Raw genomic sequence first — 17,138 nt, forward strand, 5'->3', positions numbered from 1 at the left:
CTCGCTGGACCCCTTGAAACTCTTGGTTGGTGGAGACGGCGGGAATTGAACCCGTTTCCTTTATCTACTTAAAGCCCACATAAAACCACAATTACCACAAAAGCATAGACTTACGTTTTTTCATCACCACACAAAAACACTTTGTTGCTTAGTTTGGTAGACACTTCGTTGACACTTTCGGTAATCTCTTCCATTTATTCATGGAGGAACGTTTATGTCTTTCTGGAGAATGTTTTTAGCGGTATTTCTCGCCAATATCGCTGCATGGCTATTCGCTTCTGTTGTTGGCCTTGTTTACTGGTTTTTTCTTCTCGACGTCGTTAATGATTTGTTATCTCAGTCTCTTAACGAACTGCAGGGCAGTTTTCCTTCTCAGGTCATTTCTAACAACACACCTATTATTGTTCCTCAGGTATCTATTAAACCGCCTAAACCGGAGCCTAGATCTTCTTATTCTGCTACTGCCATCCAGACTAATAGGGAGATGTGCCATTACTGGACAAGTCAGGCCAGTTCAAACCCAACAGAACAGTTTAAGGCTTACCGCGATAATGCTTGCATGCGTTACCGAAATAGCATGAAGCCTTGATCCAACCTGAAGCCGTCACCACTCACGTTGACGGCATCCCTCTTTTTAATCACTCCCTTTTGGTTCTCCAGCTTTTCGCAATTCGATTAGCTATCTGGAGACCTATCCGATTTTCAGGTTGTTCTCTTTTCTCGCCATTTCAATTTCCGGGCTAATTTGTCCCGCTTCTGGAATCGTTTTCCCCGTCATTATCCAGTAGGCATATTGAGGGAATACCTGATTTATTGCTTCCAGGTAGTCTTCGTTTATTTTCTGCTTTTTTCCTCTGATGTTTCCCCATTTGTACCGGTCTATTCCGGTCAGGTCTTCCATGCCTTTTGAGGTGATTTTCAGGGTTTCGAAAAGCTCTATTACTCTGTCTATTATCATAGTTTTTTTAAATTAGTACATTTTACTCATTGGCGTATAGTGAGTATAAGTTACTCAGTAAGTGCATATCTACAACTGAGTGTTTATTCGTAACAGTGTAACAGAGTGCAGAAAAGTGGACGAACAAAAGCAGGTTTTCATGGGATCTATACCGGTTATGACTCAGGAGCGTTTTTCTCAGCTCTCCGGACTGACAGAGGGTCAGGTTCGGGGAATGATCGAAAAGGGCCACCTTCCGTCAATAAAAATTGGTAAGCCACGCTTAGTTAATGTCGCCGCTCTTTCACGTGAAGCTCTCGAAAAGGATGAATTCTGATGAAAATTACTCGTGACGATATTAAGCAAAAATTAGTTCATCTTCATACCCTTGCTTACCGCGCTGGCCTTTATGGCCTCCTTCAGACCAAGTCTTTTTATTCCGTTGACGGTGATTTATTTCGTTGCACTGTTTATCACTGGGACCAAGTAAATTCTGCGCCCATTTGTGACTTCATTATTTCTTTGGATTTTTACGACGAATTTGGTCTTGATGCTCTTTCCAATGAGTCCGCTCTTTTCCGCCTTGACTCATTGTCAGCCTACATTTCCGGCGTTATTGAAGTTGGTCAGCCCGTTATCGGTTCCGTCAATCTTGACCAGTTGGAGGCCGCGTAATGTCCCGTATACCTCCACGTCAACTTAATGTCCAGGACAAGGATCGCCGTTTTTATGTGGCGGCTCCATCTTCTGTTTACCTCAAACTCCAGCACGAGGCCATTACCCGTGGAACGGATCTTTGGACGCTTGGCGGTGCTGTTCTGACGGATTGGCTTTCTGCCGGTTGCCCTGATCTTCGTCTTTCTGATTCAGGTGAAACTGAAAATTCCCTTTCGCCCCCCTCGTCATCGTCACCGCTCGCCGGCCTCACAGGGGGTGCGGAATGATCAGTGCAAGGCTGCGCAGCACGCGTAGCGCCTGGCCTTGCACTGATCAGGCCGTGCCTCATGTTGCCGGTAAAAGAGCGGAGACGGTGTCGAGGGGGGCGAACCCCCCTTTGATTCCGAGCTGTGAGCAGTGGAGGCAAGCGGAGCGCGGCAGGCAACAGGGATCGTCACCCGTAAGGGCTGCAACCGTAGTTGCAGGGAGCATAGCGACTAGAGCCTGCCCGGGACGGGTTGCGCTTAATATCACGGATACTGAAAGCCTCATGCTTCAGCGATTACTGGAGCGTCAATTAACGGCAATTTCCCAGAGCGTTGCCTTCTGGAAACGAGAAATTGCTTTTGGACAGGAACCTACCTTCAGCATTGCCTTACGTGAACAAGAAGCAGTCTTAATAAAGCGTCTTTATTTCGGCCTTTTCGATATTAACAAGTCAAACCCAAAGCTCGTAAAAACCAACGCCTATAAAACGGCAAAAAACGCGGAGTAATACCATGCAATTTGAAATGACGGCCACAGTATTTAGCTGCAACAAAGTGACTGTTGAGGGCAAAACATACTGCTCCATATTTACTGGACAGCATCCAGTAGGGGATAACGCGGCAAATACCCTGGGACTTGAGATTACAAAAATAGCTTCTGACCCATCTGTATTTGATCAGCTGAGTTCTGAAGGTTTCAAAAGTGGCCAGTCTCTCAAACTCATTGCCATGCTTAAAAAGGCAGCTAATGGCAAAAGCCAGCCGCACATTATTGGCATTGTGCCTGGTCAACGGAACCAGCAACAGCCAGATCTGGCTAAGAAGTCAGCCTAATGATTTACATTCATCCAAATTTTATCATTATGACTTTAGCTTTCGTTTTGATGTCTGCTGGTTTTTATCTTTGGATCAATAATGACTGACGCCCAATTAACCGTTGAGGCTTTAAACAACCTCAACAACATGCAATTCGCGCTCGGGTGCATTCTAACGTTTGCACTCGGCTGGATAGCAGGTCACCAACGATGAACGAATCGGACCTGTTGCAATACTTCGGCTATTTTGTCGTTGCCTGGGCGAGTGGATACGCCATAAGCCTAAAAATACTAACCTTCAAAAAATTTGCAGATGAGGTTTCATCATGAAACAAGCTTTTAAAATGGTTAAAAAGAATGGCGTTTTGGTATGTGTTGTCAGTGGTCTTACCGCTCTGTCAACGTCTGCAGCCGCTGAGCTTCCGGCAGCTGCTTCAGCTGCTGTGACGGAGATCGGTACCACGTTTACCGATTTGGAGACCGTTATGTGGCCCATTATCAGCTCTGTGGTAGTCGGCTTCATCGCGGTCAAACTGTTCAAGAAGTTCGCCAACAAAGCCAGCTAAAACCGGTTTTTTCGGTACACGTCCGGCCGCCTTCGGGCGGCTTTTTTGGTTTTATATATGAAACGTTTCGTTACTTGTTTTCTCTCGCTTTTGATTTTGCTCACGGCTTCCGAATCGTTTGCCTGGACTATTGATTACAATATTCAAGAGAGGTTTGCTCCTCAAAATGCATATTGCAGTAGGTGGATTTCAAAACAGGAAGCCATTGATAATGTTAATGCAGATTGTGAAAGTGGTGATCTAGGTTGGTATTCCCGCGATCCTGATTATGCGTGTCGTGCGATCGTTACGAGTGATATTGATAGTTGCAACGCCCATTCAGCTGTGTCCGCAGAATACGAGCTTGTTTCTTATTGCGAATATCCGAATGTTGTTAACCCCGCAACTAACGAATGTGAGCCTCCTCCCTGCGAATCTCCTAATTATGTTGATGTTGTGTCTGGTGAATGTCTCGCGCCTCGCTCTGTCTGTTTTACGTCTATTCACACCGAAGAAAACGAGTGCACTTATATCGGCGGTGAAGATCCTGACGATCCTGATTTACCGGAAGGTTGCACACGTAATTACAATACGGGTGATTTGATTTGTGTTGGTGACGATACTCCTGCCGGTGAAGAAGCTAATTGTTATAGTGTAAACGGCGAGCGTTTTTGTCCATCTCCTGAAGCGGTATGTGGAAATAAAAACGGTACTTTTTCCTGCATTGAACCACAGGAAAAAGGGTGCGGCTCTTTTAATGGTGAGAATGTTTGTGTTGATCCCACTGGTCATGTTGTACCAGAAACATCTCCCGATCATCCTGATAACGGCGGTAATCTGGATGGCGATGATACTAATGATTTGACCGATTCTCGCCCTCCTGATCAGGGTGGCGATCCTTCTAATCAGCCGGATTCCGGTACAACGACTGATGGTGGCGCATCCGAAAAGCAACAAAAGCTTGGTAATAAAGAGCTTTCCGAAATAAACAAAGGCATTGGCGGTTTATCTTCTGACATTAAAAATCTTCCTGGGCAATTAACAGAAACAAATGATAAAACCGTTGGCGATTACTTTAACGATGTAGTGGAATTTGGCGATGCTGCTATTTTTGGCACAGGCGTTGACGCTTTAATTGACGGTATTGATGGTAATCCTATGGAGGGTACCGGAGCGGCCAGTGGTGTTGATGGTTTAGGTGAAGGTGTTTTGGGTTTTCTCCCTTCTGGTTCTTGCTCTACATTTTCGTTTTCCGTCGGTCTCGCCAGTTTTCAAATTACGTGCGAATCTTCAAAACGCATTCGCGATATTCTTGGGTTTCTTCTTTACGCTTATACCATGATGTTCATGTTGAACATCGTGACTGATCCGGTTCCAGCGGGGAAAAGATAATGGCTATTCAACTGTTAGGCATCCCATTTTTAGCCGGCATTTTTGGCTCCGTCATTTTAGGCCTTATAAGTTTTCTAGCACAGTTCATGACCAAACGAATTGCCATTGCTATAGCGGGTATTGCGGCTGTTGTAACGGTAACCGGTGCCTTCGTTGGTGCTATATCTGCTTTAGTCGCTACTATCCAGTTTTCTTTTCCAGATTATGAATATGCTTTCTTGTTTTTGCCTTCTAATTTTCAGGCCTGTTTTGGCGCTATTGTTGCAGCCAAGGTTCTGCGCTGGGCTTATGACTGGAATATAAAAATTATTCAATGGAAGTTGTTCTAATGGCCGTTTACTTCGTTACCGGAAAGCTTGGCAGCGGTAAAACGTTGGCGTCTGTCGGCAAGATCCGCGACGCTCTTATAGAAGGCCGTCCAGTTGCAACGAATCTGGAATTGCGCCTTAACAAGTTGATTGGCCCAAACGCTAAAAAAACTGTTGTCTATCGTTTGCCTGATAAGCCCACTGTTCGCGATATGATCGCTATCGGCTCAGGTAATCTCACTTACGACGAATCAAAAAACGGCGTTATAGTTCTCGATGAGTGCGGCACCTGGTTCAATTCACGCGATTGGCAAGATAGGGACCGCCGGCCTTTAATAGACTGGCTTCTTCATGCTCGTAAGCTCGGATGGGATATTATTTTTATCATCCAGGATGTCAGCATGATCGATAAACAAGCACGTAAAAGCGTTGGCGAGTTTGTTGTTTATTGTCGTCGTTTGGACCGTTTGAAATATCCGCTTGCGGATAAGCTTTGTAAGTTCGTAACCAACAGAGAAATTCCGAAACCTCAGGTTCATATGGGTATTGTCAAATACGGCGATTTGCCCAATAGCTTGAAAGTCGATACCTGGTGGTATCGCGGCATAGATCTCTATCCTGCATATGACACAAAACAGATGTTCACGGATGACTATGCTCACGGCATCTATCAAATGTTGCCTCCTTACTACACACACGGCAGATACGCTTGCAAAAAAACATGGCGGTTCTTTATGCGATTGACAAAGATCTACTTAAAACGATTCTCCAAAGTCGCTGCTCTTATTGGCGGTCTTCTTGCTGGCGTAGCTCTGGCGTCTGTTATGCAGCCTGAACCCGAGGTTTTTCAGTCTACTGCCGTAGATCCTCTCTCTGAGGATTTTTCTGATGTACCTGGTACAACTCCACCGGGTGTCGTTCCCTCTAATCGCGATAAGCCGCTAACCCTGTCTGAGAAGTTCGCCGGCTTTGTTATTTCCGGTATTGCTGAAGATAAAAACGGAGAAATAATTTTTGCTGAGATTGCGTCAAAAGAGGAACGATACAACATAGAAAATCTCCGAGCTGCTGGCCATATCGTCCGGCTCGTCAATCGCTGTCAGATTCTCATCATGAACGATGACAGGACGGACACTGTCAGGCTTCACACCAGCTATTGCCCGCCAGAGCATCCTCCCGTTGATCTTCCAAGGATGACACCCCAGGAGCGTTACCAGTGGCGACTTGATCAGGTTCGCGCTACTGAACGTTTGCAGAACAATTATTAAGAATTCGCGGTCGTTTCGGCGCGTGACCCAGGGTGACTGCGCAGCGGGCGCACTGGGTTATGCGGCGCAACGCTCCCAGACGTCCCTGTAACACGTCTTATAGATAACATCGTTAATCGTCATACAGCCACAGAGAACCACAGTTATGCCTACCCATGATTTTGAACGTCTTGATGTTTTAACCGGTGAAGTCGGTAAGGGTGATCTTTTTATTGGTCCAGGTGGTCAACAGGTTAATCTTTCCAGTGTTAACGTTCTTTGGAGCGGTGTGGACACGGTTCGTCAGCTTTTTCAGGGTCGTCTGAAGCCTGAATTGCTCGCCGAAATTGCCCATTCTTATGATTCCGGCCATGACGCCACTTTCACAGTTAATAACACGCTTTTTCGGGTTATGTCTGGCCGTCGCGGTGGCTTCCGTTACATTTTACAAAATCGTGAATTTGGCCTGACTATCTTGATTCAGAATTTTTATGCAGAAGCTGACAGCCAAGGTACACACGTTAAAATTGAAACGTCTCCCCGTTGGCTTTACGAGCGTACCAGTGACCAGATCCATCATGAATTGATGTTCTGGGGTCGTCAGTTTCTTACCGGTATGGAACCGTCCGGTGTTGCTATCCACCTGGCCGTCGATTTCCAAGGTTGGGAGCCTCCAACCCATTTTGCGCAATCCTTTGTAACACGCGCAAAAACGGTCAGCGTTCACAACGGTGTAAGCTCTATAGAATGGGAAACAGGGTCAACCGTGAACGGTCGTGGTGAGACCTACACGTTCGGTAAAGCCAATAGTTTGCAGACTTGCCTTTATAACAAATCTAAAGAAATTGACGTGTCTGATAAACGTGCATTTATGGAGGGTATTTGGGACTGTGCCGTCAGTGAAGAGTCATTCCCTGACACTTGCTATGACCGTGAGAAACCTGTTTGGCGTCTTGAAATTCGGCTTCATCATCGAATTGTAAACGAGATTTGGCAAGGGTCTGACATTAAGCCGATTGTCGATTTTGCCGGTGCTGTTCCTCACCTCACGGGCCTTTGGCGTTATGCCTTACAGCGCAACAGGTTTGAGGTAAAACGCGACTGGAATCATCCTGTATGGACTAAGCTACGTGATGACGTTTCGTTTGGTTGGGATGCTCCAAGCCTGGCCTACAAACGTGCAAAAAAGCAGCCTGGTTGCGGCAATGAGAAAAATGTTTCTCTCGCATTCGGAAATTTGATGAGCATTTACGCCCGCAACCACTTTAACCCTCGTCAAGCTTGGGACTGTCTGAAAACATCTGGACTCTGGGAAGATCTGACCAGTTATTACCGCAATCGAGGCATTGGCAAGAACGAGCTTTTTAAACTCATAGAGGATGGACTCATACGCCGTCGATTGCTTACTAAGGTGGCTTCATGATCAAGAAGCTTTCAACGGGTCGTTGGCAAGTCGATATTCAACCCGGTGGCCGTGGATCTCGTCGCATACGGAAAAGCTTTGACACTAAGCTGGAGGCGCGCCGTTTTGAATCGTTGGTGTTAGCTCACAATGCCCAGGGTAACGACTGGAACCCTTCTGCTCGGGACAAGCGCACGATCAGTCAGTTGGTTAATCTTTGGTACGATGCCAAGGGCGTCCACCTGAAGGATGGCTACAGGCGCAAACGTTCGTTGCTGGCTATTGCTTTTATTCTTAACGATCCGGCGGCATGTTCCCTCAAGCCTGGGCATTTTCTTCAGTATCGAGCGTTAAAGGTTTCAGCCGGCATAGCTCCAAAAACTCTCAATAATCACCTTGGATACCTTAATGCCGTCTACAACGAACTGTACCGGCTTCGCGAAATTTCCTACAGTAACCCTATCGAGTCTGTTTCATCCGTTCGTGTCGATGAAATAGAGTTGTCTTGGCTCACGTCTGATCAGATTCAGCATTTGCTTCACACGATCGCTAATTTTACCGTCAATCCTCACGTTCTTTTACTGACACGCCTTTGTCTTTCAACTGGGGCCAGGTGGGGTGAGGCTGAGCGCTTAACAGTTCGTCACCTACGCAATTCTAGCGTTACCTTCGTCAACACAAAATCTGGCAAGGCTCGCACAGTGCCTCTTTCGCCTGGTCTTTTTCAGGATTTGACGGATCACTTGACGAGTTGCGTTCATTTTTCTGGCTCTCTGAGTGCCTTTCGACGATGCCTTGATCAGTCTGGTATCCAGTTGCCTAAGGGTCAGTGCTCTCATGTTCTGCGTCATACCTTTGCAAGCCACTTTGCAATGAATGGTGGCCACCTTCTGACCCTGCAGAAGATCCTTGGCCACTCTACTATTAACATGACCATGCGCTATGCTCACCTTTCCCCTGATCATCTTGTTGACGCTGTCAGGCTTAATCCGTTTTCTGACGTTGACAATCCGTTGACACATCCATAAAAAATTTAACTCCAGAAACGAAAAAAGCCCCTAAAATTAGGGGCTTAATTCGGTTTGGTTGGTGGAGACGGCGGGAATTGAACCCGCGTCCGCCAGCACTGTGCCTTAGGATCTACATGCTTGTGTCCCTCTACTGATTTAACCTCAGACTACCCGAAGGCCAGGGCGTAGGAGGCGAGTTCTTTAGATCTTAGTCGTTAGCCAGTGAACTCTGGATAACGAAGCATCCCGTAAGCGATGACGTCCTGAAATGTAGCTCTGAGCTACGGGCGACTCAGTCAGGACGACTAGCAGCTTACGCTGCTAGTGAGTAGTTTTCGTCGTTTGCGACTATTAAAGTGCAGCTTTGGATTAACGAGATTGGCTGCCATCTCGACATGCACCCAAGGGTTCGCCACCAGCGTCGAAGCCATGTCGTCCCCTTACCGACAGTATATGTGGGTGCTCCTGCTAACTTCAAGGGCTGTGTACCAGAGAATTTAAGCCGGTTGCTTGCGTTTGCGCCGGAGGGGCTTGGCTTGTGCCTTTGCAGCGGGTGTTTTTGCGGGCGGTTCCAGCTTGATACCGGCCGCTGCGGCTAGCTCATAAAAGCTGTCGTGGAAGTAGCCCATGATGGCGTTGGGGCAGGCCTGTATGCCCTTGTCTACGGTAATACCGAACTGCACGCTACCGGCGTAGCTGAATATGCTCATGCTCATGCTCATGCTCATGCTCATGCCGATGCCAATGCTGCCACTTTGGGGTACCCAGAACATGGGTTGGCGTAGTTTGCTGCCGGCCAGGTAGATCGCTTCCCGTGGGCCGGGCACGTTGGTCAGTACGGCCGAGGCCTTGTTGCTGAGCATTGCGAGGCCCGGCGTTCCAGAATGTCCGGGCCGCGACCAAACAGGTCCAGCAGGCTGTAGGTTACCTGAGCCTGGTACGACCGTTTGAGCTCGTCCATATTATTTTGAATCTGCTGAAAGCGTGCCTTTGGGGTGTCAATTTCTATGGGCAGGCTAACCAGCATCAAGCCAAACTGATTGCCCAGCACGGAAATAGGCTGGTCCAGTGGTCGCAGATTAAAAGGCACGGCTACGCGGATTCCGCACTCGGGAATTGCCTCTTTGCTTTCCAGCAGGTGGCGGCGAATGGCGCCGGTCGCAGCGCACAGCAGCGTATCGTTTATGGTACCGCCCATGGCTTTGGCACAGCGCTTGACGTCATTCAGGTTCAGGGCTTCGGCCCAGGCGACCTGTTTGCGACCGCACAGGGGTTGGCGCAGGCCGGTTTTTGGATCAAAGGGCATCAAGCCCAGCTTCAGCAAGTCGAGGGTGATATCACCGGCGGTGCCAATCAGGCGCAAAGCGTAGCCGGGTTCTGATCGCAGTGACTGGAACAGAATGCCCGCTTGCTGGCCAGCTACCTGGGCGCTGCTGACAGCCTTGTGCATCCAGCGGTTCAGGGGCTTTAACACGGCTTTTTAGGCCTGGCTGGCCGCGGTTTTGGCAAGCCAGGCTGCGGTGTTGAGTCGGTGAGTGAAAGCAGTACCCGCACCAGGGATATGCCATCAGCAATGCAGTGATGAATGCGCATGATCACTGCGCAGCCGCCCTGGTAGTTGTCGACGTAATCGATTTGCCACAGCGGCCGGCGAAAATCTATGGTGCTGCTGTTCAGATCACTCACCAGAGCCTGAAGTTCGGCTTTGTCGGCGTTGCCGGGCAGGGCGCGGCGGTGCACGTGGTTATCCAGGTTAAACAGCGCGTCATCTTGCCAGTATGCTTTGCCGCTTTTTTCCACAACACGCTGGCGAAAGCGACGAAATTTCAGAAAACGCTCGTTCAGCACCCGCTTCAGGTCGGCGATGGCAATGGGCGTGTCAAAGATCAGCACCGATGAAATCATTATCGGGTTTTCCGGCGTGTCCATGCGCAGCCAGGAAAGGTCGACACCTGACATGGGGGTTTGCGTAATCTTGCTCATGAGCCTTCCTTCTAGGCCAGGGGCCGGCGTTATTTAGAGCGCCATCTCAGATATTAGCCTCGCGCAGCACCCGTTGTTTCTGGCGGTTCCAATCCCGTTCTTTTTCGGTGGCGCGCTTGTCGAACAGCTTTTTGCCTTTTACCAGCGCGATCTCGCATTTCACTTTGTTCTTTTTCCAGTAAAGCGCCAGTGGTATGCAGGTATGGCCTTCTTGCCCGACCGAATCCACAATTTTAGCGATTTCCTTGGCGTGCAATAGCAGTTTTCGAGTTCGAGTGGGATCTGCAATTACGTGGGTAGACGCAGTGGTCAGCGGCGTAATATGGGTCCCCAATAGCCAGGCTTCGCCGTCTTTCAGCAGCACGTAAGAGTCAGTTAGCTGTGTTTTGCCTGCGCGCATGGACTTCACTTCCCAGCCCAGCAGGGAAAGACCGGCCTCAAAGCGGTCCTCGATGTGGTATTCGTGTTTGGCTTTTTTGTTCAGCGCGATGGTACTGCTTGGAGTACCAGGTTTTTTCTTGCTCATGAATCCCTTATCCGACGTCGCACGAATGTACCGGGCTGGCGATTGCTGGTCCGGCAAAGCGGTTATTGTAGCTCAGGAGTGCCAGACCGGTCACGAATTCACCCGCCTGCTGGCAACAGGTCGTGCGCCACAACCGGTATCGGCTACAATAAGCGATCATTTTTGACTGGATTGTTCATGCCACCGCATCTTCAGACACAGATGGGATCGTTTACGCGCAAGTCCACGTTTTTCTGGGCGGCGACGGGCGCTACTGTGGGATTGGCCAACTTTTGGCAATTTCCCTATCTGGCCAGTCGCCACGGCGGCGGGCTTTTTATCCTGCTTTACTTGGCCTGCCTGTTGTTAATCACTCTACCACTGGCTATTACCGAAACGTCGTTTGGCCGCTATAGCCGTCATGGAATGGTTCGGGCGATGGACAACTTCGTGCTCACTGCCAAGCGCTCCCGCAATTGGGTATGGCTGGCTTATTTGAGTGTTCTGGCGGCATTTTTGGTGTTGTCTTACACTGCTGTATTTGGCGCTATTGCGCTTGCCTGGGTGTTTTTTGGCGCCAGTGGGGACTTTACCGGTAATACGGCCGCCCATGCGGCAGGCATGTTGTCACGCCTGGTTTCTGACCCGCAACGATACCCGGTGTTCATGGCCTGGCACGTTTTCTTTCTGTTGCTGGTGGCCGGTGTATCTATGCGCGGGGTGGTTCGCGGCCTGGAGCGGGCGTTTTGCCTGCTTGTGCCGGCCACTCTGATTTTGCTGGTAGGGTTTGTCGGATTTGCGGTTTATTTCGGTGAAGCGGGTGCCGCTATAGAACGTATGCTGGCGCTACATCCTCAAGATGTCACCATGGGCAGCGTAAGAGCCGCGCTGTTTCATGCCTTTTTTACCCTTGGTTTGGGTGTGGGTGTGTGGGCCATTTTCGGTGCTTATAGCTCTCCACATACGCGTTTGAAACGCTCAGTTCTGGCCGTGGTTTTGCTGGATACGCTGGTTGCCGTGTTGGCTGGCCTGGCGCTATTTGCGGTGGTAGTGGATGTCGATGGCAATCAAGCCAACAGGGGTTTTGGCCTTTTGTTTGTAGCCCTTCCTGCGGCGCTGGGTCAGCTGCCTGCCAGTCAGGTGGTTATTGCCCTGTTATTTTTGATGCTGGTGATGGTGATTTGGGCAAGTGCGCTGGCGCTGATGGAGCCGGTGATTGGCTGGCTGCGGGAGTGCACGGATCTGTCGCGGGGCAAAGCGACCTTGCTGGTTCTGGTTTCCTGTTGGCTGTTGGGCCTGCTGTCGCTGTACTCACTGAATATATGGAGCAGTTATCGGCCCGCAGGCGCAACCCTGTTTCGCTGGTTGGAATTGATCTCTGGTGGCGTTTTTATACCGGTTGTTGGGGTGATGGTGTCGTTGTTTGCTGGCTGGTGCCTTACCCGCCGTTTATTGCAAAAAATTCTGGGCAACACGCCCGGTTGGTTGTTTGATGGCTGGTACCGGGTGATGCGTTGGGTGTTGCCGCTGGTGGTTTTGTACATTGGCCTGCAATACACGGTGTTTTCGCTAAGCCAGTGGTGCGATGGCGATAGTCGTACTTTCTGGTGCGAAGGCAATGCCCAGGCAGAAGTGGCTCCGGCCCCGCAAAGGCTTCCAGAAGCACGTTTATCCTCGAGTTAGAACCAGGATCACTCTTTTATTAGATAGGACCGTTTTACCCAATGGCTCATCAGATTGATAAAACCGCGTTAGTGTGGCATTCCGCCGAGCGCATGTTTCACCTGGTTAACGACGTAGCCCGTTATCCGGAATTTCTGCCGTGGTGCCGCAGCGCCAGTGTGCAGCAGCAAGATGAGCAGCATGTTACTGCTTCGATGGAAATTGCCAAAGGCGGTTTGAGCCATGTTCTTACGACGCGCAACCAGCTTTTGATGCCCGAAGCCATCGAGATGCAGTTGGTGGACGGGCCTTTTAGCAATCTTAGCGGGCGCTGGCACTTCAAGCCGCTACAAGACAATGCCTGCAAGGTGATTCTGACTCTGGAGTTTGAATTTTCCGGATCTTTGGCGCGGATGACCTTTGGGCCTATTTTCAATCAGGCGGCAAATACAATGGTAGACGCATTTTGCCGGCGGGCAGATGTCGTTTATGGAAAAAGCTCGTGAGCATTCGGGTAGAAGTGGCTTACGCGTTGCCTGAACGGCAGGAAATTGTAACGGTGGATGTTCCTGAGGGCGCCAGCATGTTGGACGCAGTCAAAGCGTCGTCTATCTGTGAGCGGTTCCCTGGGCTGGATCCTGACAACACTGACATGGGTATTTTTGGTAAGGCAGTAAAACAACCAGGTCAGCATAAGGTACAGGTGGGCGACCGCATAGAGCTGTACCGCCCGCTAATGATTGACCCCAAGCAAGCGCGATTGAACAGAGCTAAAAAGCAGTAGGCGCTTATAGCGCGAGCGAAGCCTTAGTAGGCGGGCGTCTCTTCCAGTAATTGTGCTTCGTAGTGGGAGAATTGGTCATCATCGTAATACACGATAATGCGCTGTTCTTTGACCTCTCCGCCTGCACGCTGGAACGTGTAAACGTAATATTCCCTGGATGTGTCTACCGGATTGAGCATCAGCGGTGTGCCCATCACCGCGTGAAGCTGGCTGCGGGGCATGCCTTCCGTCAGCGCGCTCAGCTCTTTATTGGTGACAATATTGCCTTGTTGGACGTTGATTTTGTAAACGCCGGGAAAGGCACAGCCAGCCAGAAAAAGAGTGAGAATAAGAGCTATGAGCTTTTGCATCGCCGGGGGAAATCCTCTATCTTGAAAATGTCTGCCATTGGCAGATGTAGCACGGGTTGATCCTAAAATGACGGCTCCATCATACCGGAAGCCGCAAGGCACACCAACGAGTGAATAGTAATATGCCATCTGAAAACGCCGAATTACGAAAAGTCGGTCTGAAGGTTACTCTTCCGCGGGTAAAAATCTTCGGTATTCTTGAAAGCGCCACGCAGCATCACATGAGCGCAGAAGATGTTTACAAGAAGCTTCTGGAGCAGGGTGATGACGTAGGGCTGGCGACCGTTTACCGGGTGTTGACCCAATTCGAATCGGCGGGTCTGGTGCTGCGGCACAACTTTGAAGGCGGCCACGCGGTATTCGAAATGGCCAGCGAAGACCACCATGACCATATCGTATGTACTGAAACCGGAAAGGTCATCGAGTTTTTTGATCAGGTGATTGAAGATCGACAGCGAATCATTGCGGCCGAGCACGGTTATGAGATTGTCGATCACAGCCTGACGCTTTACGTAAAGCCCATCAAGCCATAAGCCAACTCACGCTCAAGCATTTCCCCGGGCGTAAAAAAAGGGGCGGGCTTCTGGCCCGCCCCGAAAGCTCTCGGAGTGGAGAGTGAAGGGTAGATAGTAGAGAGGGGGAATGCTGCTAGTGATGGGTTGCCTGTCCCTTGCCGTACATTTCTTTGGCGTGGGCAATGGTCTGTTCTGTCATATCTACGCCGCCCAGCATGCGGGCCACTTCGCTGATCCGGCCCTGATCGTCCAAGGTTTCGATTTTCGAGAAAGTTGCTTCCTGTTCTGTGAACTTACTAACGAACAGATGCTGATGGCACTGGGCTGCTACCTGCGGCAAGTGGGTAACACATAACACCTGACCGTTTTCGCCGAGTGCCCGCAGCAGTTTGCCCACGACTTCGGCGGTGCCACCGCCAATCCCTACGTCTACTTCGTCGAACACCAATGTCGGAGTAGTAGAGGTTTGCGCTACCACCACTTGAATGGCCAGACTGATCCGCGACAGTTCGCCGCCGGATGCAACTTTCGCCAGTGGCCGCGCCGGCTGTCCCGGGTTGGCGCTGACCAGAAATTCGATGTCTTCGTGGCCATGATTCGCTGGCTCATCACGGTTGTCTGCCAGCTGCGTAACGAATTGCACATTGGGCATGCTTAGTTGGGCCAGCTCTGCCGCTACGCGAATGTCTAGACTCACCGCTGCTTGCTGGCGTAACTGTGTCAGTTTGTCGGCCAACGCGTTGTATTCCAGTAGTTGCTCGTCCAGTTCGGTCTGAAGTTGTTCCAGGCTGCCGGCGCCGCCGTCCAGATCGGCCAGCTCGCCGTTCAGCCGCTGCTGCAGTTCGAACAGTTGTTCGGGCATGATGCGATGTTTGCGCGCCATCTGATAAATCGCACTCAAGCGATCTTCTATTTCTGCCAGGCGTTGCGGATCCGCTTCGTAATCATCAACAAAGCGGCGCAGGTTGTCGCCGGCTTCGCTGATTTGTATCTGCGCTTCGTTCAGCATTTGCAGGGTGTCGGCCAGTGCTGGAATTTCCGTTGGCAGCTGCTCAAGTTGCTGAAGCGCCTGACGCACCAGTGCGGCAGCGCTGGTGTCGTCTTCCGAGCACAGTAAAGCTGCCTGATTGCTGTGGTGCAAAATGATGTCAGCCTGGCTCAACTCCTGTTGTTGCTGTTCCAGTTGCGGCTGCTCGCCTTCTTGCAGGCCCAAGCGGTCAAGCTCTTCTACCTGATAGCGCAACAGTTGCAGTCGGGCCTCGGTTTCATCGGCGTTGTTCTGGCGCTCGACCATTTTCTGCCGGGTTTTATTCCACCCGCTCCAGGCTTGACGGGTTTGCCCGGCCAGTTCATCGGCCCCGGCGTATTCATCCAGCAAGGTGCGGTGGGTATCCTTGCGCAGTAAGGATTGATGTTGGTGCTGGCTGTGAATGTCCATCAGCAGGCCGCCCAGTTCTTTCAGGTGGCTTAGCGGGCAGGGTTGGCCGTTGATGTAGGCGCGGGAGCGGCCATCGCGGCTGATGGCGCGGCGTAAGATGCAGTCGTTATGATCGTCCAGCTCTTGCTGTTCCAGCCAGCTGCGTGCAGCTGTAATAGCTGAAATATCGAAGGTGGCGGTAATGTCAGCCCGCTTCGCGCCATAACGCACGGCGCCGGCGTCTGCGCGCCCGCCCATGGCAAGGCCAAGCGCATCCAGCACAATCGATTTGCCGGCTCCGGTTTCCCCGGTAAGGGCGGTCATTCCTTTATGGAAGTGCAGTTCCACCCGTTCCGCGATGGCGTAATTGGAAACCGTTAGCTGTGTGAGCATGCCGAAACCTCCGCTCTATCTATATGCTTTGTGTCTGAATACTGTTTTTTCATACAGTACCTGTGAATATATACAGGCTTGTTGATTGTTGCAAACTCTGTGGTGTCAACTTTGTTGAAAAATGCGTCGCGCATCGGTTGAAACTGCGTTGCGGGGCCCCATATCGACTTGCAAACATCTTGTTCCGGCCGTTATGGCGGGTATTCGAATATAGATAGTAGGCCGTGGTCATACCGGTCGTGTTTTATTCACCAGGAGTAGTCATGAGCACTGACGAAAAACGCAACGAGCAATTTGCAGACGAACTGCAACAAGCTGTAGACAATGCCGCAGAAGAAAACGCAGAAACAGCCGAAGCGGCACCAGAAAGCTCGCCATCCGCTGACCTTGAAGCACTGCAGGCAAAGGTCCAGGAGTTTCAGGAACAGGTGCTGCGTTCGCAGGCAGAAATGCAGAACGTGCGCCGTCGCGCCGAAAACGACGTCGAAAAAGCCCACAAATTTGCGGTAGAAAAGTTCGTCAAGGAACTGCTGCCGGTGGTAGACAGTCTGGAAAAAGCGGTTGAAAGCACCGAAGGCCACGAATCTTCTGGCGACTTGGTGGCGTCTATTCGCCAGGGCGTAGAGCTTACCCTCGACATGTTCTTGTCTGGCCTCAAGAAGTTTAACGTCGAGCGCCTGAATCCTGTAGGCGAGCCGTTTGATCCGCAATACCACGAGGCGATGTCTATGGTGCCAGCGCCCACCGCCGAGCCCAACAGCGTGGTTGCGGTTATGCAGAAAGGCTATTTGTTGAATGGCAGGGTTGTGCGCCCGGCCATGGTGATGGTGGCCAAGCCCCAGGATGCACCAAAAATTGATGAGCAGGCTTGAAAAATAGCTTAAAGCGCCAATATAGCCTTTAACCAGAACAGTCCGGAGCGATCCTCCGGCCCCAGCATTCAGAAAGAT

The 17,138-nt window shown here is 50.5% G+C and carries 25 protein-coding genes and 1 other RNA gene; 18 read left to right on the forward strand and 8 right to left on the reverse strand.

Going from position 1 to position 17,138, the window contains the following annotated elements; all coding sequences use genetic code 11:
* The first annotated feature begins 214 nt into the window (after positions 1-214).
* Entirely contained in the window at positions 215-589 is a 375-nt protein-coding gene (locus MIH18_RS15555) for a hypothetical protein (RefSeq protein WP_249012809.1), read from the forward strand.
* Between the two features lie 102 nt (positions 590-691).
* On the opposite strand, the gene MIH18_RS15560 is transcribed toward MIH18_RS15555, so the two are convergent.
* Positions 692-958 (reverse strand): DNA-binding protein, encoded by a 267-nt coding sequence (locus tag MIH18_RS15560; RefSeq protein ID WP_249012810.1) that lies wholly within the window; start codon positions 956-958, stop codon positions 692-694.
* Between the two features lie 115 nt (positions 959-1,073).
* Between MIH18_RS15560 and MIH18_RS15565 the strand changes: the two genes are divergently transcribed.
* From MIH18_RS15565 to MIH18_RS15615, 11 genes are all read left to right on the forward strand, one after another.
* The gene (locus MIH18_RS15565) at positions 1,074-1,274 is read left to right on the forward strand and encodes a hypothetical protein (protein ID WP_249012811.1); all 201 of its coding nucleotides are present in this window, start codon (positions 1,074-1,076) and stop codon (positions 1,272-1,274) included.
* A complete protein-coding gene (locus MIH18_RS15570; RefSeq protein WP_249012812.1) occupies positions 1,274-1,612 on the forward strand; it encodes a hypothetical protein in 339 nt (112 codons plus the stop codon). The genes MIH18_RS15565 and MIH18_RS15570 overlap by 1 nt, the downstream gene beginning before the upstream one ends.
* Positions 1,612-1,881: a hypothetical protein gene (locus MIH18_RS15575; RefSeq protein ID WP_249012813.1), complete on the forward strand. Its 270-nt coding sequence runs from the start codon at positions 1,612-1,614 to the stop codon at positions 1,879-1,881. The genes MIH18_RS15570 and MIH18_RS15575 overlap by 1 nt, the downstream gene beginning before the upstream one ends.
* 263 nt (positions 1,882-2,144) lie before the next feature.
* Positions 2,145-2,369, forward strand: coding sequence for a hypothetical protein (locus MIH18_RS15580; protein WP_249006408.1), 225 nt, complete (start codon positions 2,145-2,147; stop codon positions 2,367-2,369).
* 4 nt (positions 2,370-2,373) lie between these two features.
* Positions 2,374-2,694 (forward strand): hypothetical protein, encoded by a 321-nt coding sequence (locus tag MIH18_RS15585; RefSeq protein ID WP_249012814.1) that lies wholly within the window; start codon positions 2,374-2,376, stop codon positions 2,692-2,694.
* Positions 2,695-3,001: 307 nt separating this feature from the next.
* Positions 3,002-3,241 carry a major coat protein gene (locus MIH18_RS15590; RefSeq protein WP_249006406.1) on the forward strand — a complete coding sequence of 80 codons (240 nt, stop codon included), beginning with the start codon at positions 3,002-3,004 and terminating at the stop codon, positions 3,239-3,241.
* Between the two features lie 57 nt (positions 3,242-3,298).
* Positions 3,299-4,612, forward strand: coding sequence for a hypothetical protein (locus MIH18_RS15595; protein ID WP_249012815.1), 1,314 nt, complete (start codon positions 3,299-3,301; stop codon positions 4,610-4,612).
* Positions 4,612-4,941, forward strand: a complete 330-nt coding sequence (locus MIH18_RS15600) for a DUF5455 family protein (RefSeq protein WP_249012816.1) — start codon at positions 4,612-4,614, stop codon at positions 4,939-4,941. The genes MIH18_RS15595 and MIH18_RS15600 overlap by 1 nt, the downstream gene beginning before the upstream one ends.
* Positions 4,941-6,188, forward strand: a complete 1,248-nt coding sequence (locus tag MIH18_RS15605; RefSeq protein WP_249012817.1) for a zonular occludens toxin domain-containing protein — start codon at positions 4,941-4,943, stop codon at positions 6,186-6,188. The genes MIH18_RS15600 and MIH18_RS15605 overlap by 1 nt, the downstream gene beginning before the upstream one ends.
* A gap of 145 nt (positions 6,189-6,333) precedes the next feature.
* Positions 6,334-7,590 carry a hypothetical protein gene (locus MIH18_RS15610; RefSeq protein WP_249012818.1) on the forward strand — a complete coding sequence of 419 codons (1,257 nt, stop codon included), beginning with the start codon at positions 6,334-6,336 and terminating at the stop codon, positions 7,588-7,590.
* Complete coding sequence (locus MIH18_RS15615) at positions 7,587-8,597, forward strand: tyrosine-type recombinase/integrase (RefSeq protein WP_249012819.1); 1,011 nt, start codon at positions 7,587-7,589, stop codon at positions 8,595-8,597. The genes MIH18_RS15610 and MIH18_RS15615 overlap by 4 nt, the downstream gene beginning before the upstream one ends.
* A 59-nt stretch (positions 8,598-8,656) precedes the next feature.
* Here MIH18_RS15615 and ssrA read toward each other — a convergent pair.
* The 5 genes from ssrA to smpB all read right to left on the reverse strand — a co-directional run bounded on the left by ssrA (position 8,657) and on the right by smpB (position 11,088).
* Positions 8,657-9,019: a transfer-messenger RNA gene (gene ssrA / locus MIH18_RS15620) on the reverse strand.
* Between the two features lie 57 nt (positions 9,020-9,076).
* The gene (locus tag MIH18_RS15625) at positions 9,077-9,442 is read right to left on the reverse strand and encodes a WS/DGAT domain-containing protein (protein WP_283164734.1); all 366 of its coding nucleotides are present in this window, start codon (positions 9,440-9,442) and stop codon (positions 9,077-9,079) included.
* Positions 9,412-10,053 (reverse strand): WS/DGAT domain-containing protein, encoded by a 642-nt coding sequence (locus tag MIH18_RS23955; RefSeq protein WP_283164735.1) that lies wholly within the window; start codon positions 10,051-10,053, stop codon positions 9,412-9,414. Before MIH18_RS23955 ends, MIH18_RS15625 begins: the two co-directional genes overlap by 31 nt.
* A complete protein-coding gene (locus tag MIH18_RS15630) occupies positions 10,047-10,562 on the reverse strand; it encodes a wax ester/triacylglycerol synthase family O-acyltransferase (RefSeq protein WP_249012820.1) in 516 nt (171 codons plus the stop codon). The genes MIH18_RS23955 and MIH18_RS15630 overlap by 7 nt, the downstream gene beginning before the upstream one ends.
* A 46-nt stretch (positions 10,563-10,608) precedes the next feature.
* A complete protein-coding gene (gene smpB, locus MIH18_RS15635; protein WP_249006399.1) occupies positions 10,609-11,088 on the reverse strand; it encodes an SsrA-binding protein SmpB in 480 nt (159 codons plus the stop codon).
* Between smpB and MIH18_RS15640 the strand changes: the two genes are divergently transcribed.
* The 4 genes from MIH18_RS15640 to MIH18_RS15655 are packed head-to-tail and all read left to right on the forward strand — an operon-like array spanning position 11,087 to position 13,513.
* Positions 11,087-11,254 (forward strand): hypothetical protein, encoded by a 168-nt coding sequence (locus tag MIH18_RS15640; RefSeq protein WP_249012821.1) that lies wholly within the window; start codon positions 11,087-11,089, stop codon positions 11,252-11,254. The genes smpB and MIH18_RS15640 overlap by 2 nt on opposite strands.
* An 11-nt stretch (positions 11,255-11,265) precedes the next feature.
* Positions 11,266-12,750 (forward strand): sodium-dependent transporter, encoded by a 1,485-nt coding sequence (locus MIH18_RS15645; protein WP_249012822.1) that lies wholly within the window; start codon positions 11,266-11,268, stop codon positions 12,748-12,750.
* 41 nt (positions 12,751-12,791) lie between these two features.
* On the forward strand, positions 12,792-13,235 hold the full coding sequence (locus MIH18_RS15650; protein WP_249012823.1) for a type II toxin-antitoxin system RatA family toxin: 444 nt from the start codon (positions 12,792-12,794) through the stop codon (positions 13,233-13,235).
* Positions 13,232-13,513, forward strand: coding sequence for an RnfH family protein (locus MIH18_RS15655; protein ID WP_249012824.1), 282 nt, complete (start codon positions 13,232-13,234; stop codon positions 13,511-13,513). Before MIH18_RS15650 ends, MIH18_RS15655 begins: the two co-directional genes overlap by 4 nt.
* 23 nt (positions 13,514-13,536) lie before the next feature.
* Here MIH18_RS15655 and MIH18_RS15660 read toward each other — a convergent pair whose 3' ends face one another.
* Positions 13,537-13,863: an outer membrane protein assembly factor BamE gene (locus MIH18_RS15660; protein WP_249012825.1), complete on the reverse strand. Its 327-nt coding sequence runs from the start codon at positions 13,861-13,863 to the stop codon at positions 13,537-13,539.
* A gap of 122 nt (positions 13,864-13,985) precedes the next feature.
* On the opposite strand from MIH18_RS15660, the gene fur reads away from it, so the two are divergent.
* Positions 13,986-14,396, forward strand: a complete 411-nt coding sequence (gene fur, locus MIH18_RS15665; protein WP_249012826.1) for a ferric iron uptake transcriptional regulator — start codon at positions 13,986-13,988, stop codon at positions 14,394-14,396.
* A 115-nt stretch (positions 14,397-14,511) separates the two neighbouring features.
* On the opposite strand, the gene recN is transcribed toward fur, so the two are convergent.
* Positions 14,512-16,188 carry a DNA repair protein RecN gene (gene recN / locus MIH18_RS15670; RefSeq protein WP_249012827.1) on the reverse strand — a complete coding sequence of 559 codons (1,677 nt, stop codon included), beginning with the start codon at positions 16,186-16,188 and terminating at the stop codon, positions 14,512-14,514.
* A 263-nt stretch (positions 16,189-16,451) separates the two neighbouring features.
* On the opposite strand from recN, the gene grpE reads away from it, so the two are divergent.
* The gene (gene grpE, locus MIH18_RS15675) at positions 16,452-17,060 is read left to right on the forward strand and encodes a nucleotide exchange factor GrpE (protein ID WP_249012828.1); all 609 of its coding nucleotides are present in this window, start codon (positions 16,452-16,454) and stop codon (positions 17,058-17,060) included.
* Positions 17,061-17,138 lie beyond the last annotated feature (78 nt).

Source organism: Marinobacter sp. M3C (assembly GCF_023311895.1).
In the GTDB taxonomy this organism is placed as follows: Bacteria; Pseudomonadota; Gammaproteobacteria; order Pseudomonadales; family Oleiphilaceae; genus Marinobacter.

Bases quoted from the DNA above. Each gene is read 5' to 3' on its own strand.
- grpE (WP_249012828.1), top strand. From the start codon at position 16,452: ATGAGCACTGACGAAAAACGCAACGAGCAATTTGCAGACGAACTGCAA.
- MIH18_RS15560 (WP_249012810.1), bottom strand. From the start codon at position 958: ATGATAATAGACAGAGTAATAGAGCTTTTCGAAACCCTGAAAATCACC.
- recN (WP_249012827.1), bottom strand. From the start codon at position 16,188: ATGCTCACACAGCTAACGGTTTCCAATTACGCCATCGCGGAACGGGTG.
- MIH18_RS15630 (WP_249012820.1), bottom strand. From the start codon at position 10,562: ATGAGCAAGATTACGCAAACCCCCATGTCAGGTGTCGACCTTTCCTGG.
- fur (WP_249012826.1), top strand. From the start codon at position 13,986: ATGCCATCTGAAAACGCCGAATTACGAAAAGTCGGTCTGAAGGTTACT.
- MIH18_RS15595 (WP_249012815.1), top strand. From the start codon at position 3,299: ATGAAACGTTTCGTTACTTGTTTTCTCTCGCTTTTGATTTTGCTCACG.
- MIH18_RS15605 (WP_249012817.1), top strand. From the start codon at position 4,941: ATGGCCGTTTACTTCGTTACCGGAAAGCTTGGCAGCGGTAAAACGTTG.
- MIH18_RS15580 (WP_249006408.1), top strand. From the start codon at position 2,145: ATGCTTCAGCGATTACTGGAGCGTCAATTAACGGCAATTTCCCAGAGC.
- MIH18_RS15600 (WP_249012816.1), top strand. From the start codon at position 4,612: ATGGCTATTCAACTGTTAGGCATCCCATTTTTAGCCGGCATTTTTGGC.
- MIH18_RS15585 (WP_249012814.1), top strand. From the start codon at position 2,374: ATGCAATTTGAAATGACGGCCACAGTATTTAGCTGCAACAAAGTGACT.
- MIH18_RS15650 (WP_249012823.1), top strand. From the start codon at position 12,792: ATGGCTCATCAGATTGATAAAACCGCGTTAGTGTGGCATTCCGCCGAG.
- MIH18_RS15640 (WP_249012821.1), top strand. From the start codon at position 11,087: ATGAATCCCTTATCCGACGTCGCACGAATGTACCGGGCTGGCGATTGC.
- MIH18_RS15555 (WP_249012809.1), top strand. From the start codon at position 215: ATGTCTTTCTGGAGAATGTTTTTAGCGGTATTTCTCGCCAATATCGCT.
- MIH18_RS15660 (WP_249012825.1), bottom strand. From the start codon at position 13,863: ATGCAAAAGCTCATAGCTCTTATTCTCACTCTTTTTCTGGCTGGCTGT.
- smpB (WP_249006399.1), bottom strand. From the start codon at position 11,088: ATGAGCAAGAAAAAACCTGGTACTCCAAGCAGTACCATCGCGCTGAAC.
- MIH18_RS15615 (WP_249012819.1), top strand. From the start codon at position 7,587: ATGATCAAGAAGCTTTCAACGGGTCGTTGGCAAGTCGATATTCAACCC.
- MIH18_RS15575 (WP_249012813.1), top strand. From the start codon at position 1,612: ATGTCCCGTATACCTCCACGTCAACTTAATGTCCAGGACAAGGATCGC.
- MIH18_RS15610 (WP_249012818.1), top strand. From the start codon at position 6,334: ATGCCTACCCATGATTTTGAACGTCTTGATGTTTTAACCGGTGAAGTC.
- MIH18_RS15645 (WP_249012822.1), top strand. From the start codon at position 11,266: ATGCCACCGCATCTTCAGACACAGATGGGATCGTTTACGCGCAAGTCC.
- MIH18_RS15590 (WP_249006406.1), top strand. From the start codon at position 3,002: ATGAAACAAGCTTTTAAAATGGTTAAAAAGAATGGCGTTTTGGTATGT.
- MIH18_RS15625 (WP_283164734.1), bottom strand. From the start codon at position 9,442: ATGCTCAGCAACAAGGCCTCGGCCGTACTGACCAACGTGCCCGGCCCA.
- MIH18_RS15570 (WP_249012812.1), top strand. From the start codon at position 1,274: ATGAAAATTACTCGTGACGATATTAAGCAAAAATTAGTTCATCTTCAT.